Origin of the sequence: Streptomyces alanosinicus, assembly GCF_014650595.1 — a bacterium.
GTDB lineage: Bacteria > Actinomycetota > Actinomycetes > Streptomycetales > Streptomycetaceae > Streptomyces > Streptomyces alanosinicus.
Genome location: NZ_BMVG01000012.1, coordinates 95,948 through 110,735 on the forward strand (window position 1 = coordinate 95,948; position 14,788 = coordinate 110,735).

The 14,788-nt window shown below is 70.9% G+C and carries 14 protein-coding genes; 5 read left to right on the forward strand and 9 right to left on the reverse strand.

Features of this window, described 5'->3' with window-relative positions; translation table 11 throughout:
* Nucleotides 1-103: 103 nt before the first annotated feature.
* Nucleotides 104-1,270: a citrate synthase/methylcitrate synthase gene (locus IE277_RS24330; RefSeq protein ID WP_189955808.1), complete on the reverse strand. Its 1,167-nt coding sequence runs from the start codon at nucleotides 1,268-1,270 to the stop codon at nucleotides 104-106.
* Nucleotides 1,271-1,383: 113 nt separating this feature from the next.
* Here IE277_RS24330 and IE277_RS24335 point away from each other — a divergent pair, with 113 nt between their 5' ends.
* The 4 genes from IE277_RS24335 (at nucleotide 1,384) to IE277_RS24350 (ending at nucleotide 6,296) form a co-directional block, all read left to right on the forward strand.
* A complete protein-coding gene (locus IE277_RS24335; RefSeq protein ID WP_189955809.1) occupies nucleotides 1,384-2,676 on the forward strand; it encodes a citrate synthase in 1,293 nt (430 codons plus the stop codon).
* Nucleotides 2,677-2,778: 102 nt separating this feature from the next.
* Nucleotides 2,779-3,720, forward strand: a complete 942-nt coding sequence (locus IE277_RS24340) for a ferredoxin family protein (protein ID WP_189955810.1) — start codon at nucleotides 2,779-2,781, stop codon at nucleotides 3,718-3,720.
* A 177-nt stretch (nucleotides 3,721-3,897) separates the two neighbouring features.
* A complete protein-coding gene (locus IE277_RS24345; protein ID WP_189955811.1) occupies nucleotides 3,898-5,619 on the forward strand; it encodes an ATP-binding protein in 1,722 nt (573 codons plus the stop codon).
* A complete protein-coding gene (locus IE277_RS24350) occupies nucleotides 5,616-6,296 on the forward strand; it encodes a response regulator (RefSeq protein ID WP_189955812.1) in 681 nt (226 codons plus the stop codon). The genes IE277_RS24345 and IE277_RS24350 overlap by 4 nt, the downstream gene beginning before the upstream one ends.
* An 18-nt stretch (nucleotides 6,297-6,314) precedes the next feature.
* On the opposite strand, the gene IE277_RS24355 is transcribed toward IE277_RS24350, so the two are convergent.
* The 3 genes from IE277_RS24355 to IE277_RS24365 form a co-directional block, all read right to left on the reverse strand.
* A complete protein-coding gene (locus tag IE277_RS24355) occupies nucleotides 6,315-7,370 on the reverse strand; it encodes an ABC transporter substrate-binding protein (RefSeq protein ID WP_189955813.1) in 1,056 nt (351 codons plus the stop codon).
* 109 nt (nucleotides 7,371-7,479) lie between these two features.
* The gene (locus IE277_RS24360; RefSeq protein ID WP_189955814.1) at nucleotides 7,480-8,343 is read right to left on the reverse strand and encodes an ABC transporter permease; all 864 of its coding nucleotides are present in this window, start codon (nucleotides 8,341-8,343) and stop codon (nucleotides 7,480-7,482) included.
* Complete coding sequence (locus IE277_RS24365; RefSeq protein ID WP_189955815.1) at nucleotides 8,333-9,148, reverse strand: ABC transporter ATP-binding protein; 816 nt, start codon at nucleotides 9,146-9,148, stop codon at nucleotides 8,333-8,335. Before IE277_RS24365 ends, IE277_RS24360 begins: the two co-directional genes overlap by 11 nt.
* A 159-nt stretch (nucleotides 9,149-9,307) precedes the next feature.
* On the opposite strand from IE277_RS24365, the gene IE277_RS24370 reads away from it, so the two are divergent.
* Nucleotides 9,308-10,000: a response regulator gene (locus IE277_RS24370; RefSeq protein WP_189955816.1), complete on the forward strand. Its 693-nt coding sequence runs from the start codon at nucleotides 9,308-9,310 to the stop codon at nucleotides 9,998-10,000.
* Nucleotides 10,001-10,025: 25 nt separating this feature from the next.
* On the opposite strand, the gene IE277_RS24375 is transcribed toward IE277_RS24370, so the two are convergent.
* From IE277_RS24375 to IE277_RS24395, 5 genes are all read right to left on the reverse strand, one after another.
* Nucleotides 10,026-11,618: a monocarboxylic acid transporter gene (locus tag IE277_RS24375; protein ID WP_189955817.1), complete on the reverse strand. Its 1,593-nt coding sequence runs from the start codon at nucleotides 11,616-11,618 to the stop codon at nucleotides 10,026-10,028.
* On the reverse strand, nucleotides 11,615-12,163 hold the full coding sequence (locus tag IE277_RS24380; RefSeq protein ID WP_189955818.1) for a DUF485 domain-containing protein: 549 nt from the start codon (nucleotides 12,161-12,163) through the stop codon (nucleotides 11,615-11,617). The genes IE277_RS24375 and IE277_RS24380 overlap by 4 nt, the downstream gene beginning before the upstream one ends.
* 69 nt (nucleotides 12,164-12,232) lie before the next feature.
* Entirely contained in the window at nucleotides 12,233-12,922 is a 690-nt protein-coding gene (locus IE277_RS24385; RefSeq protein ID WP_189955819.1) for a response regulator transcription factor, read from the reverse strand.
* On the reverse strand, nucleotides 12,919-14,070 hold the full coding sequence (locus IE277_RS24390) for a sensor histidine kinase (RefSeq protein WP_189955820.1): 1,152 nt from the start codon (nucleotides 14,068-14,070) through the stop codon (nucleotides 12,919-12,921). Before IE277_RS24390 ends, IE277_RS24385 begins: the two co-directional genes overlap by 4 nt.
* On the reverse strand, nucleotides 14,067-14,588 hold the full coding sequence (locus IE277_RS24395) for a CcdC protein domain-containing protein (protein ID WP_189955821.1): 522 nt from the start codon (nucleotides 14,586-14,588) through the stop codon (nucleotides 14,067-14,069). The genes IE277_RS24390 and IE277_RS24395 overlap by 4 nt, the downstream gene beginning before the upstream one ends.
* Nucleotides 14,589-14,788: the final 200 nt, after the last annotated feature.

Consider the following 14,788-nt stretch of genomic DNA (forward strand, 5'->3'; position numbering starts at 1 on the left):
GTGACCTCTCTCATGTGGACCGGGCGGGTCCGGTGGACCGGATCGACCGGGTGGACCGACTGCCGGACCAGCATAAGAGGGATGTTCCGTCGGCTCGCGACGGTCAGCGCACGGCCGGTACCGGGACCGGCGGCCGGGGTCCCACATATCGCGCCACGGGCCTGATGATCTTCGAGTCGGCCGCCTGCTCCAGGATGTTGGCGCTCCAGCCCACCACCCGCGCGGCGGCGAAGGTGGGGGTGAACATCTCGCGGGGCAGACCGCAGAGTTCCATGACCACTCCGGCGTAGAACTCGACGTTGGTGTGGAGTTCACGGCCGGGCTTCAGCTCGGTGAGGATCGTCTCGACACGGCGCTCGACCTCCACCGCGAAGTCCACCCGCGGACCGCCGAAGCCGAGGGCGATCTCGCGCAGCATCCGCGAACGGGGGTCCTCCGTGCGGTAGATGGCGTGCCCGAAGCCCATGATCCGGTCCCCGGCGAGGACCCGCTCACGTATCCAGGGGTCGATCCGCTCCGGCGTGCCGATGGCGTCCAGGGTGTCCAGGGCCCGGCTGGGCGCGCCTCCGTGCAGCGGCCCCGACAGCGCGCCGACGGCTCCGGTCAGACAGGCCGCCACATCGGCACCGGTGGAGGCGATGACACGGGCGGTGAAGGTTGATGCATTGAATCCATGATCAATGGTTGAGATCAGGTATTGCTCGACCGCACGGGCCCGCCGCGGCTCGGGCTCCTCTCCGGCCAGCATGTACAGGTAGTTGGCCGCGTACGGGAGATCCTCGCGCGGCTCGACCGGATCGAGGCCCTGCCCCAGCCGGTACAGCGCGGTGAGCAGTGTGGGTACGGCCGCGCAGACGGCCACGGTGTCGGCGCGGCGCCGGTCCGCGTCGATGTCGTACACCGGTCGCAGCCCCCGCGCCGAGCCCAGCAGCGACAGTGCCGTGCGCAGCCCGGACAGCGGGCCGGAGAGCCGGCTCGCCGCGGCGATCGCGGGCAGTGCCGCCCGGACCTCCTCGGGCAGCCGCCGCAGCTCCGCGGTCTGCGCCGTGAAGGCGGCGCGGCGCTCCGCGTCCGGCAGCGTGCCGTGGACCAGGAGATGCCAGACGTCCTCGAACCCACGGGTCTGCGCGAGTTCGACCGCCGAGTACTGGCGGTAGTGGTAGAAGCCCTCCCGCCCCCGGACGTCGCCGATCTCGGTCTCGGTGACGACGACGCCGGCGAGACCGCGCGGAGCGTCGATGAGTGGGGTTGAGGTCCTGTTGATGGCCATGGTTCTCCTTCCCTGGACTTGATCCGACTGTCCATGCTTGACTACTTTTCTGTCAATGTTGATTTGATCAATGCACGCAATCAAGACGTGCAGAGGCGGCTACGGTGACCCCCATGCGTGATCACGAACCCGTTCCCGGCCGTCCCGGGCGAAGGCTGACGACCAAGGAGACCGCCGAACTGCTCGGTGTGAAGCCGGAGACGGTGTACGCGTACGTGAGCCGCGGCCTGCTCACCAGCAGACGCGAGCCCGGCGGCCGCGCCAGCACCTTCGAGACCAAGGAGGTCGAGGCCCTCGCCCGGCGCCACCGGCGCGAAGCGGCGACGAGCCCCGGTTCCGGCGGGGATCTGTCCGTCCGGACCCGCATCACGCTGATCGACCGGGACCGGTACTACTTCCGGGGTGTGGACGCCGTGGAGCTGGCCCTGCGTCACTCCTACGAGGAGGTCGCGGAGTGGCTGTGGACGGGGCGGCTGGCCGAAGGCGTCGCCTTCACCGCGCCCGGTCCCGTCCTCGACGTCGCCCGCCGCGCGGTGAACGCGCTGTCCGAGCACGCCTCCCCCGCCGACCGGCTGCGCGTGGCGGCGATCGCCGCGGCGGCCGAGGACCCGCTGCGCTTCGACCTGTCCGAGGACTCCGTGCTGAACACCGCGCGGATCCTCATCCCCACGCTCGTCTCCGCACTGCCGCCGGCCCTGTACGCCCCCAAGGACGACGGCCCACTCGCCCACCGGCTGTGGACCCGGCTGACCGGCCGCCCCGCCGACGAGGCGTCCCTGCACGTCCTGGACACCGCGCTCGCCCTGCTCGCCGACCACGACCTGGCCGCCTCCACGCTCGCGGTCCGCGTCGCCGCATCGGCCCGTGCCCACGCCTACGCGGCCGTCTCGGCCGGGCTCGGCGTCCTGGAGGGCCCGCTGCACGGCGCCGCGAGCGGTATAGCCCACCGCATGCTCCTCGACGTGCTCGACCAGGGCACGGCGGTCCCCGTGATCGCCGACGAGCTGCGCGCCGGCCGCCGGGTCCCCGGGCTCGGCCACCGGCTGTACAGCGGCGAGGACCCCCGTGCGCGCGTGCTGTTCGGCCTGCTGGAGCAGGTCCCGCGCGCGGAGTCGGCCCTGCTGGCCGCCCGGGACATCGTCGCCACGACCGCCCGGCACACCCCGCTGCACGCCAACGTCGACCTGGCCCTCGCGGTGTTCACCGCCTCCAGCGGCATGGACGCCACGGCCGGCGAGACGATCTTCGCCGTCGCCCGGACGGCAGGCTGGATCGCGCACGCTCTGGAGGAGTACGGCGAACGCCCTCTGCGCATGCGCCCCGTCGGCCACTACGTCGGCGCACGGCCCCCGCAGCCGCTCCCGGCGGCGGGAGACGGCCCGCATCCGCCTTCCCGCCCGGAGTAGTTCCCGTCCGGAGCGGTTCCGGCCCGGAGCAGTTCCCGCCTGGAGTAGGACATGACGACGGCCGGAAGTCGCCCCAGAGAGAGTCAGGTTAGGCTCACCTCTGTGAGTAGGTGCGCGACCGTCTCCCGGAGCCTCGACGAGCCCGTTTCCGGTACGGCGGCCACGGCGACGACGTGGCTGCTGCTGGAACAGCCCGGCCCGTGGGGCGTGAAGGCGCTCACTTCGAGCCACCTGGACCCCGTACTGGGCCGGGCGCTGGAGACGGCCGCCGAGGGGACCGGCGTACGCGTCGCCCTCATCCGGCGCCCCGGGCGCCACGCCGACCCCGGCAGGCCCGCCGTCCGGCAGGTGTACGCCGCCCACACCGTGCCGGGCCGCGTATGGCTGCACAGCGCGACCACCCGCGATCCGCGGCGGCTGCTCGGCCTCGACTTCGCCGCCCTCGGAGCGGGTGACCACCGTTCCTTCGGCACCGCGCTCGGCGGGCGCCCGCACTGCGGCGACCCGCTCGCGCTCGTGTGCACCAACGGAAAGCGCGACCGCTGCTGCGCCCTGCTGGGCCGCCCCCTCGCCACCGAACTGGCCGCATCGGGCGTGCACGGCGTCTGGGAGGTCACCCATCTGGGTGGACATCGCTTCTCGCCGACGGTGCTCGTCCTGCCGTACGGCTATGCCTACGGCCGCGCCGAGGCGCACACCGTCAAGGAGGCGCTGCACGCCGTCAAGGAGGGGCGTGTGGTGGTCGAGGGGTGCCGCGGCTGCTCGGCCTGGGAGCGGCCCGGCCAGGCGGCCGAGATGGCCGTCCGCTCGACCGCGGGCGAATACCGCGCGGGTGTGCTGAGCGTCGTACGGACCGAGGGCGCCGCCCCGCGCTGGGAGGTCACCGTCAGGCACGCCGACGGCCGCCGCTGGCGGGTGACCGTGGCGCAGGGCGCGTCGCTGCCGCCCCGCCAGGAGAGCTGCGGCGCGGGGGTGCTGGGCACGCCCGCGCGAATGGACGTCGTGGCCGTGCGCGAGCTGCGGCCGACGGCACTCGCGAGCTGAGCGGCGGAGTCCGGCAGAAACGGCTGCTCCTTTCGCGAACAAGAACGGCCGCCCCCTCAACAACAAGAACGGCTGGCTGTTTCACAACAAGAACGGCTGCCTCTTTCAAGAATCGGTCAAGAGATCCCCACCACACCCTCTGGGGCGTGTCGCGTCTTCCCACGTACCGTCGTGCGTATGAGCCCCACTCCCCCCGCACGCCGTCTGCGGCTCGGACTGCCCCGGCGGGCGTTCTCGCAGGTGCTGCTGATGCAGGTGGCGATTGCCGCGGGGGTCGCCGTGCTCGCGACCGGGCTGTTCCTCGCGCCGCTCAGCAAGCAGCTGGACCACGAGGCGATGCGCAGGGCGCTGGCCATCGCGCAGACCACGGCGCAGGACCCGCAGATCGCCGAGGGCGTCCTGACCACTCCGCCGACCGGCGACGGCCCGGTGCAGAAGGAGGCCGAGCGGATCCGGAAGGCCACGCACGCCGAGTACATCGTGGTGCTGGACCGGCGATGGATCCGCTGGTCGCACCCCACCCCGAGCGAGATCGGCCACAAGGTCTCCACCAGCCCCAGGGACGCCTTGGAGGGCAAGGAGGTCATGGAGATCGACAAGGGCACCCTGGCCCGCTCCGCGCGCGGCAAGGTACCGCTCTACGACGCCCACCACCGCATCATCGGGGCGGTGTCGGTCGGCATCGCCTACGACAGTGTGCGGGCGCGGCTGATCAGTGCGATCCCCGGCCTGCTCGCCTACGCCGGCGGCGCTCTCGCGGTGGGCGCGCTGGCCGCCTGGCTGATCTCCCGCCGGGTCCAGCGGCAGACCCGGGACCTGGCCTTCTCCGATATCTCGGCGCTGCTCGCGGAGCGCGAGGCGATGCTGCACGGCATCCGGGAGGGCGTGGTCGCGCTCGACCGGGGCGGCCGTGTCCGCCTGCTGAACGACGAGGCGCGCCGGCTGCTGGGCATCGGCGACGAGGCCGTCGGCCTCACCCTCGACGAGGCGCTCGGCGCGGGCCGTACGACGGACGTCCTGGCCGGCCGGGTGACCGGCACCGATCTGCTCACTGTGCGCGGCCAGCGGGTGCTGATCGCCAACCGCATGCCGACCGGCGACGGCGGTGCCGTGGCCACCCTGCGCGACCGCACCGAACTGGAGCAGCTGGGGCGCGAACTCGACTCCACGCGCGGGCTGATCGACGCGCTGCGCGCCCAGGACCACGAGCACGCCAACCGCATGCACACCCTGCTCGGACTGCTGGAACTGCAGATGTACGACGACGCCGTGGAGTTCGTCGGCGAGGTGGTCGGAGACCACCGGGCCACCGCCGAGCAGGTCACGGAGAAGATCCACGATCCCCTGCTGGCCGCGCTGCTGGTCGGCAAGGCGACCGTCGCGGCCGAGCGCGGCGTCGCGCTGTGGGTGTCGGAGCGCACCCGGCTGCCGGACCGGCTGATCGATCCGCGAGGTCTGGTCACGGTGGTGGGCAATCTGGTGGACAACGCGTTGGACGCGGTCGCCGGCACCGTGCACGCGCGCGTGGAGGTCGAGTTGCGCACCGAGGGCCGTACGGTCGTCCTCAGGGTGTGCGACACGGGCCCCGGGATCCCGGCCGAGCAGCGGGAGTCGGTCTTCACCGAGGGGTGGTCCACGAAGGAGCCGCCCGCGCACGGCAAGCGCGGCATCGGACTGTCGCTGGTGCGCCGGCTCGCCGAACGGCAGGGCGGGAGCGCGACGGTGAGCGCGGCGCACGGCGGTGGCGCGGAGTTCACCGTGGTCCTTCCGGAGGCGCTGACCGAGCCGGAACCGGAACCGGCGGCGCCCGGAGAGTCCCCCGAACCCGGCGCCGGCGCCGGCGCCGCCACCGCCACCGCCACCGTTACCGCCACCGTTACCGAGGAGGAGGCGCGATGATCGAGGTCCTGGTCGTGGACGACGACATCCGCGTCGCCCAGGTCAACGCCGCGTACGTGGAGAAGGTCCCGGGCTTCCGCGTGGCCGGCGAGGCGCACAGCGCGGCCGAGGCGCTGCGCCAGGTGGAGACGCTGCCCCGGCTGGACCTGATCCTCATGGATCACTATCTGCCCGACGACACCGGGCTCGCGGTCGTCCGGGAGATGCGCAGGCGCGGCCACCAGGCCGACGTGATCATGGTGACGGCGGCGCGGGATGTGACGACCGTCCAGGCCGCGATGCGCCAAGGGGCTCTGCAGTATCTGGTGAAACCGTTCGCCTTCGCCGGTCTGCGCGCCAAGCTGGAGGCGTACGCCGAGCTGCGGCGCACCCTGGACGGCGGCGGTGAGGCCGAGCAGGCGCAGGTGGACCGCATCTTCGGCGCCCTGTCCGCGCGGTCGGATCCCGGGCTGCCCAAGGGGCACTCCCCGACGACGGCCGAGCTGGTCCGCCAGGCGCTGATGAGCGCCGAAGGGCCGCTGTCCGCCCAGGAGATCGCCGAGCGGACGGGGGTGAGCCGGCAGACCGCGCAGCGTTATCTGAAGCTCCTGGAGCGCAGTGGGCGGGCCCGGCTGACCCTCAAGTACGGCGACGCGGGCCGCCCGGAACACCGTTACGTGTGGGCGACCCGCGGCTGAACACACCTCATACGGTGGTCACTTGGCCGCCTTGACGAACTCGGTCGTGTAGGTCTTGCTCAGGTCGACCTTGGCGTTCTTGATGGCGGTGTTGAACGACTTGAGCACCTTCTCGACGGTCTCGGGGCCGCCCTCGGGCATCACGCCGTCGTCGGTGAACATGGGCAGGGTGCTCTTGATGGCCTGTGTGTAGAGCGCCTTGTCGCCCTGGGAGTAGTCGGCGGGCATCTTGGCGGCGATCTCGTCGGCGCTGTGGGTGGACATCCACTTGAGCGTCTTGACGAACGCATTGACCAACTTCTGGACGGTGTCCTTGTGTCCATTGACCCAGTCCGTCTGCATGTACAGACTTGACGACGGGTACGGCCCGCCCAGCGCCTGCCGCGAACCCTCGGGGGTACGCATGTCGAGGAGGACCTTCCCCGCCTTCTTGTCGAGGATCGTCGCGACGGTCGGGTCGGTGGTCATGCCGCCGTCGATCGCGCCCTTCTGGAGGGCCGCGACGAAGGTCGGCCCGGCGCCGACCGAGACCGGTGTGAACTCGCTGACGTCGACGCCGTTCTTGACCGCGAGGTACTTGGTGAGGAAGTCGGTGGACGAACCGAGGCTGGTCACGCCCAGCTTGCGGCCCTTGAAGTCCTTGGGTGACGTGATGTCGCCGGCGGCCTTGTCCGCGACCACCTCGACCTCGCCGGGCGCGTGCGAGAACTGCACGACCGACTCCACCGACTTGCCCTTCACCTGGAGGTCGAGCGTGTGGTCGTAGAAGCCGACCGCTCCCTGCACCTGGCCGGAGACGAGCGCGGTCTCGGCCTGGACACCGGCGGGCTCGCTGAGGAGCTGGACGTTCAGACCCTCCGCCTGGAAGTAGCCGAGGCGATTGGTGAGCATCGCGGGCAGGTAGATGACCTTGTCCAGGCCGCCGACCATGATCTTGACGGTCTCCCCCTTGCCGCCACCGCCGCTTCCGGTGTCGGCCGTGGAACTGGCCGCGTCGTTGGCGCAGGCGGTGAGCGAGGAGAGCGCGAGCAGGCCCGCGGCGGCCAGGGAGGCGTATCTGGCGGTGTTGCGCATGCGGTTCACGTCCTTGTGAGAGGGCGGTGCGGGGACGGCGTGGGGGGCTGGTCCAGAAAGGCGTGGGGGGAGGCAGAGAGGCGTGGGGGCTGGTCCGGCGGCGCGCCGGTCAGTTGTCGGAGCCGGCGGGCTTCCAGCGGAAGATGCGGCGCTCGGCGAAGGTGAGCAGCCCTTCGGCGGCGAGGGCGACGACCGCGAGGATGGCCATCGCGGCGTAGACGCCGGCCGAGTTGAAGGTGTTCTGCGACTGGGAGACGAGCAGGCCGATGCCCTTGGTCGCGCCGATGTACTCGCCGACGATGGCGCCGATGAGCGCGAAGCCGAAGCTGACGTGGAGGCTGGTGAAGATCCAGGAGGTGGCCGACGGGATGACCACCTGGAGGGTCACCCTGCGGTCGCTGGCGCCCAGGATGCGGGCGTTGGCCACCAGGTTGCGGTCCACCTCCCGTGCGCCCTGGAAGGCGTTGAAGAACACCGGGAAGAAGACCAGCACGACAGCGGAGGCGATCTTGGAGGTCGGCCCGAGCCCGAACCAGATCAGGAAGATCGGCGCGAGGACGATCCTGGGGATCGAGTTGAGCACCTTGATGTATGGACCAAGCACCTCGGCGAGCAATCTGACCCGCCCGAGCGCGATCCCCAGGAGCACGCCGGCGATCACACCGATGACCCAGCCCAGCAGCGCCTCGTAGAGGGTGTACCAGATCTGTTCGCCCAGCGAGCCGAGCGCGGTGCCATGGGTCACCCAGGTCCAGATCTGGTCCCAGATCTTCGATGGCATCGAGAAGTTGAACGGGTCGATGATCTTCGCCCGTGCCAGTCCCTCCCACAGGCCGAGGACGGCCACCAGCAGCAGCGCGCGTACGACGGCCACGAGAGCCTTGCGGCGGCGGGCGGCCTGGGCGCGGGTCTGAGCACGATCGGGGGCCTTCGCGGTGTCGATCACCGCGGGCTCGAGAACCTCAGGCGGCATGGGCGGCACCTCTTTCACGGGTGATGCGGACCTCTTCGCCGAGCGACTCCCAGATCTCGCGGTAGATCTCGATGAACCGCGGCTCCAGCCGCACCGACTCGACCTTGCGCGGCCGGGGCAGGTCGATGTCGAAGATCTGCTTCACGGTGGCGGGTCCGGCGGTCATCACGACGACCTTGTCGGCGAGCGCGATCGACTCCTCCAGATCGTGGGTGACGAAGACGACAGAGGCGCCCGTGCCCTCCCACAGCTCCAGCAGCTCGTCCGACATCAACGCCCGGGTCTGCACGTCCAGCGCCGAGAACGGCTCGTCCATCAGCAGGATCTCGGGGTCGTTGACGAAGGTGGCGGCGAGGGCGACGCGCTTGCGCTGACCGCCGGAGAGCTGGTGCGGATAGCGGTCCTCGAAGGCGGCGAGCCCGACACGGGCCAGCCACTCACGGGCCTGCTGCTTGGCCTCGGGCTTCGGCACGCCCCGAAAACGCGGGCCTGCCATGACATTGGACAGGACCGTGCGCCAGGGGAACGTGGCGTCCTGCTGGAAGACGAAGCCGACCTTGTCGCCGACGCCGTCGACGGGCTCGCCGGCCACCAGCACCTCGCCCTCGGTGGGCTCCTCCAGACCACTGACCAGTGTCAACGTGGTGGACTTGCCGCAACCGGTCGGCCCTACGACGGCCACGAACTCGCCGCGCCCGACGGTGAGGTCCAGACCGCGCACGGCCGTGTGCAGCCCCCCGGACGGGGTTCTGAAGGTCTTGCTCGCGCCCCGCAACTCGATGGCGGGGCTGGTGTGTGCGCTCATGGGCCGGGACGGTAGGTGTGACTCCGGCCACGGCAGGAGTCTTGTGAGCACTAGCCGTTCTTTTGCTCGCAAGAGCCTGTTGTGCTCATTTTGCTCGCGCTACAACTGCGGAGCCGAAACACGGGCTCACCGCTCGTCGGCCTTGTAAGGAGAGGCCCGATGATTGACGTCCTGGTCGTGGACGACGACTTCCGCGTCGCTGAGATAAACGCCAAGTACGTGGCAAAGGTTCCCGGCTTCCGGGTGACCGCCCGTGCGCACAGCGCCGCCCAGGCCCTGGCCGCCGTCGAGCGCGGCACCATCGATCTGGTCCTGCTCGACCACTATCTGCCCGACCGGACCGGGCTCGATCTGGTCCATCGGATGCGGGAGCAGGGTCACGGCACGGATGTCATCATGATCACGGCGGCCAGTGATGTGACGACCGTCCAGCAGGCGATGCGCCTCGGCGCCCTGCACTACCTCGTGAAGCCCTTCACCTTCACCGCCCTGCGCACCCGCCTCGACTCCTATGCCGCGCTGCGCCGCACGGTGGACCGGGTCGGCGGCCGGGGCCTCGCGGGACAGGACCAGGTCGACCGGATCTTCGGGGCCCTGCGCACGTCCACAGCGCCCTCCGCGCCCGGCCTGCCGAGCGGTCAGTCGGCGCCCACGACCGATCTGATCTGCGGCGTCCTGCACCACGCCGGCCAGCCGCTGTCGGCCCACGAGGTGGCCGCCAGGACCGGCCTGAGCCGCTCCACGGCCCAGCGCTATCTCCGCCACCTGGAACAGGCCGGCCGGCTGCGGCTCTTCCTCAAGTACGGCGACACCGGCCGACCGGAACACCGGTACGCGTGGGTGGCGCCTTAGGGCACCTAGGGCGCCATACCGTGCGCTACACCGCTCCCGCGCCGGTCAGGGACCGTACCTCCGTCTCGGCGTACTTGGCCTCGTCCGCGACCTCGTCCGAGGTGATCGTGCCCAGCCAGCCGGCGAGGAAGCCGAGCGGGATGGAGACGATGCCCGGATTCTGCAGCGGGAAGTACTGGAAGTCGACGTCCGGGAAGAGCGAGGTGGGGCTGCCGGACACCACCGGGGACAGCAGCACCAGCCCGAGCGCCGGGACCAGTCCGCCGTATACGGCCCACACCGCGCCGCGGGTGGTGAAGCCGCGCCAGAACAGCGAGTACAGCAGCACCGGAAGGTTCGCCGAGGCGGCGACGGCGAAGGCCAGGCCGACGAGGAACGCGACATTGAGGTCACGGGCGAGCAGTCCGAGCGCGATCGCCACGGCCCCGATACCGACCGCCGCCCACCGCGCCACCACCACCTCGCTGCGCGCCGTACCGCGCGACCGCCGCAGCGACGCGTACAGATCGTGGGCCACCGACGCCGACGAGGCGAGGGTGATACCGGCGACCACGGCGAGGATCGTGGCGAAGGCGACAGCGGCGACGATCGCGAACAGGACCGTGCCCCCGGTGGAGCCGGCGCCGCCGCCCAGGTGGAGGGCGAGCAGCGGCACCGCCGTGTTCCCGGCCGCGTTCGAGGCGCGCACCGCGTCCGTGCCCACGACGGCGGCCGCCCCGAAGCCGAGGGCGATCGTCATCAGGTAGAAGCCGCCGATCAGCCCGATGGACCACACCGCGGAACGGCGGGCGGCCCGCGCGGTGGGCACGGTGTAGAAGCGGGACAGGATGTGCGGCAGTCCCGCCGTGCCCAGCACCAGGGCGAGCCCCAGGCTGATGAAGTCGAGGCGGGCGGTCCAGTCCCCGCCGTACTTCAGGCCCGGCGCCAGATACGCCCTCCCGTGACCGCTGCGGTCCGCGGCCGTGAGCAGCAGCCGGTCGACGTCGCCGTGGAAGCGCAGCAGGAGAAGCACGGTCAGCGCGATCGTGCCGGTCAGCAGCAGCACCGCCTTCACGATCTGGATCCAGGTGGTGGCCCGCATCCCTCCCAGCGACACATAGATCACCATGAGCGCGCCGACCCCGATGACCGCCCAGGCCTGGTCCGCTCCGCTCGTGCGCCCCAGCAGCAGCGCCACCAGACTGCCCGCACCCACCATCTGCGCCACCAGATAGAGAACGGACACCGTCACCGAGGAAGTTCCCGCCGCGATCCGCACCGGCCGCTCACTCATCCGCGCGGCCACCACGTCGGCGAGGGTGAACCGGCCGCAGTTGCGCACCAGTTCCGCCGCCAGGAACAGCACGACCAGCCAGGCCACGAGAAAGCCCACGACGTACAGCATCCCGTCGTACCCGTACAGCGCGATGAGCCCGGTGACCCCGAGGAAGGAGGCCGCCGACATGTAGTCACCCGCGATGGCAAAACCATTCTCCATGGGTGAGAACAGCCGCCCTCCGGCGTAGAACTCCTCCGCCGAACCCTGCCGACGACGGCTCACCCATGTCGTGATCCCGAGGGTGACGGCCACAAAACCGCTGAACAGCACCAGCGCCAACGTCTGATGGTGACCGGTCACGAGGCGTCTCCCCGCACTCCACGGGTCAGTTCCTGGGTGTCCCAGCGCAGCTCCAGCGCCGCCCGGTCCCGGCACAGCCGTGCGTGCCGGGCGTACGCCCAGGTGAGCAGGAACGTGGTGAGGAACTGTCCGAGTCCGGCCAGCATCCCGACGTTCACCGCTCCCGCCACGGACCGCGCCATGAGACCGGGAGCGGTCGTAGCGGTGACCAGATAGCCCACGTACCACGCGAGGAACACGGCGACGCCGGGCACCACGAATCCCCGGTATCTGGCCCGCACTTCCTGGAAGGCCGCACTGCGCTGCACCTCGACATACACATCGCGGGCGCGAACCGCCGCCGCGCCGTGCTCCCCGCGAGCAGGCGGCACCGCCGGAGCCGGCGCTCCGATGCCGTCCACCTCGCCCCAGCCGGAGGCCAGCGCGTCGTACCAGGGGTCCTCGTACGGCACATCGCGCGAGGGGGCGCCGTGGTCTTGCTGGTTCTCGGCCGAACGCTCGGAACCGTCCCCGGCTCCCCAGCCACGACCGTTGCTTGACTGCATGCCCAAGGATGGACAGATCGGGAAGATCCCTGACTCTTCTTCCTCCGGCTCTTCACCCCATCAGGTGATTCACTCCGCGGGCGGCCGCACCAGCCCCTTGCTGTAGGCGTAACGCACCGCCTGCGCCCGGTCCTTGAGTCCTGTCTTGGCGAAAAGGTTGTTGATGTGTGTCTTCACGGTCGCGGTCGACACATGCAGTTGGCGGGCGATCTCCTGATTGCTGAGGCCTTCGGCGATCAGCCGCAGGACCTCGGTCTCCCGTGCGGTCAGTCCGTCGGGCGGTGTCTCGGTGGCCGACGGCGGGCTGGGCTCCGGTTGTGACAGCCGCTCCAGCAGCCGGCGTTGGACACTCGGCGACAGACCGGCGTCCCCCGACAGCACGCTCTCCACGGCACGCACGATCTCGTCACCGCCCGCGTCCTTGGTCAGATAGCCCCGGGCGCCTGCCCGCAGCGCGGGGAACAGCGACTCGTCGTCCGCGTATGTGGTGAGCACCACGACCTGGGTCCCCGGGTACTGCGCCCGGATCCTCCGGGTGGCCTCCACGCCGTCGCAGCGGGGCATCCTGAGGTCCATCAGGACGACGTCCGGGGACAGTTCCCCAACGAGTTGCACCGCCTCCTCGCCGTCTCCCGCGGCACCCACGACCTCCACTCCGGGCAACAGCCCGAGCAGCATCACAATGCCCTCCCGGACCACGGTCTGGTCGTCGGCGACCACCACCCGTGCGGGCTTCCTCTCCCCTTCCGCCTCGGTCATACAGGCACCCTCAGTGTCACCACGAACCCCTCCTCGTCCGGCCCCGCGTCCAGTGAGCCGCCCAGCAGCTCGGCACGCTCTCGCATGCCCAGCAGACCGTACCCGCCGCCGGAGCCGGTGAGTTCGCCCGGCAGACCGCCCGAGTCCCGTACAGCCAGCATCACTTCGTGCTCGCTGTAGTCGAGTCTCAGGTGCACTTTGGCGCCGTGCGCGTGCTTGCGGACGTTCGTCAGCGCCTCCTGGGCCACCCTGCGCACTGCCTGGGACGCCTCGGCCGGCAGGGGTCTGCGGTCACCCGTCACGGTGACCTCGGCTCCATCGGCCCCGCTGACGAGTTCGCTCAGGAAGTCCTCCAGCGGCGTCAGATCGCCTCGCAGCGCCGACAGCGCCTGCCGGGTCTCGGCCAGGCCGTCGCGAGCCATGCCCCGGGCGGCCACCACCCGCTCCAGGATCCGCTCACGGTCCGCGCCGTTCTCGATCAGCAGCCGGGCCGCTTCCAGATGCACCAGCTGCGCCGAGAGGCTGTGCGCCAGCACATCGTGGATCTCCCGTGCGATGCGGGTCCGTTCGGCCAGTGCCGCGGACTCGGCCTCGGCCGCCCGGGCGGCGCGCTCCTGGGCGAGAAGCCGCTGTGCGTGGCCACGGGCTTCCGCGTCCAGCCGCAGAACGTATCCAGCGAGGGCCATGCCCACCACTGTGGCGGCCGTGGTCAGCCAGACGTCGTTGTTGAACGCGGAGTACGAGGCCAGCGCCACAGATGTCACGGGCAGAGCCGCGGCGAGCGGGAGCCGCTCCAGCGCACTGATGCCGCAACCGCACCAGAGCACGAGGGCCGGTCCCCTGAACCCCGTCGCCTCGGCGGCGACGGCGAGGGCGAGGAGCACTCCCATGAGCACGAGGGAGGACACCAGCCGGTGCTGGTACGTGGTCCGGAAGAAGGCCCAGGAGACGGCACCGGCGAGGAGGACCCCCGCCGCTGCCACCAGCCCGCCCACGATGCCGACGCGGTTCTGATCGAACGCACCCCACAGGAGCAGGGCCAGCACGAGCAGCCGCACGGCCCAGGCCAGCATGCGCCGGGGCCGGCTGATCCCCGCGCGGCCGAGCGCCTCTCGCGACGGCCAGTGTGTCCAGGTGTTCCCCGTCACGCGCGCTCCCTCCTGACCGACCGCATGCCGTCACCGTACGCCGGGGCAGGGTGGCTCGCCGGATCCACGGACTGCGCCCGCCAGACCAGGATCCCGCTGCGGACAAGCAGGGTGCCGGCGAGGCCCAGCATCAGCGCCGAACTGTCCTGGTGCAGGCCGAGCGCGGTGCCGACGCCATAGATACCGACGCGCAGAGCTATGCCCACGATCCATACCGCGATGCTCGCCTTGGTGCTCTTGGTCCATACGACGCCGTCCGCTTCCCTCCATATGCGCGTCGTCCATGCCCAGCCGGCGCCGGTGGCCACGCCGATGACCAGCTCCACCACGAGCAGTAGGCCGGATTCAGTGCGGTGGTGAGCGTCGAGGATGCCGGGCTCACGCAGCGCGGCAACGGCGAGGATCACGGGAAGCAGCCACCAGCGCCGGTCGGTGTCGATCGCACGGGCGCGGAACTGCCGCACGATCACAAGGGCGGCGACGGCCACGATCAGCAGCGAGTTGGCGAGCCCGGACATCAGTGCCTCCGTGAGCGAGAGAGTGGTGCCGGGAGCAGGCGCTGCCGACACCTACGAAGCTACGGAAAAGCGCAGGTCGGGAGATCGGAGCCGGGGTGGATCACGGGTGGAAATCGGAAGCGGCGCATCTCCACCCACGGGTGCAGAGGACCCCGGTGAACCCACGGGCGCAGAGGACCCCGGTGACCGACGGGCGCGGA

Bases quoted from the DNA above. Each gene is read 5' to 3' on its own strand.
- IE277_RS24330 (WP_189955808.1), bottom strand. From the start codon at position 1,270: ATGGCCATCAACAGGACCTCAACCCCACTCATCGACGCTCCGCGCGGT.
- IE277_RS24335 (WP_189955809.1), top strand. From the start codon at position 1,384: ATGCGTGATCACGAACCCGTTCCCGGCCGTCCCGGGCGAAGGCTGACG.
- IE277_RS24345 (WP_189955811.1), top strand. From the start codon at position 3,898: ATGAGCCCCACTCCCCCCGCACGCCGTCTGCGGCTCGGACTGCCCCGG.
- IE277_RS24350 (WP_189955812.1), top strand. From the start codon at position 5,616: ATGATCGAGGTCCTGGTCGTGGACGACGACATCCGCGTCGCCCAGGTC.
- IE277_RS24355 (WP_189955813.1), bottom strand. From the start codon at position 7,370: ATGCGCAACACCGCCAGATACGCCTCCCTGGCCGCCGCGGGCCTGCTC.
- IE277_RS24360 (WP_189955814.1), bottom strand. From the start codon at position 8,343: ATGCCGCCTGAGGTTCTCGAGCCCGCGGTGATCGACACCGCGAAGGCC.
- IE277_RS24365 (WP_189955815.1), bottom strand. From the start codon at position 9,148: ATGAGCGCACACACCAGCCCCGCCATCGAGTTGCGGGGCGCGAGCAAG.
- IE277_RS24370 (WP_189955816.1), top strand. From the start codon at position 9,308: ATGATTGACGTCCTGGTCGTGGACGACGACTTCCGCGTCGCTGAGATA.
- IE277_RS24380 (WP_189955818.1), bottom strand. From the start codon at position 12,163: ATGCAGTCAAGCAACGGTCGTGGCTGGGGAGCCGGGGACGGTTCCGAG.
- IE277_RS24385 (WP_189955819.1), bottom strand. From the start codon at position 12,922: ATGACCGAGGCGGAAGGGGAGAGGAAGCCCGCACGGGTGGTGGTCGCC.
- IE277_RS24395 (WP_189955821.1), bottom strand. From the start codon at position 14,588: ATGTCCGGGCTCGCCAACTCGCTGCTGATCGTGGCCGTCGCCGCCCTT.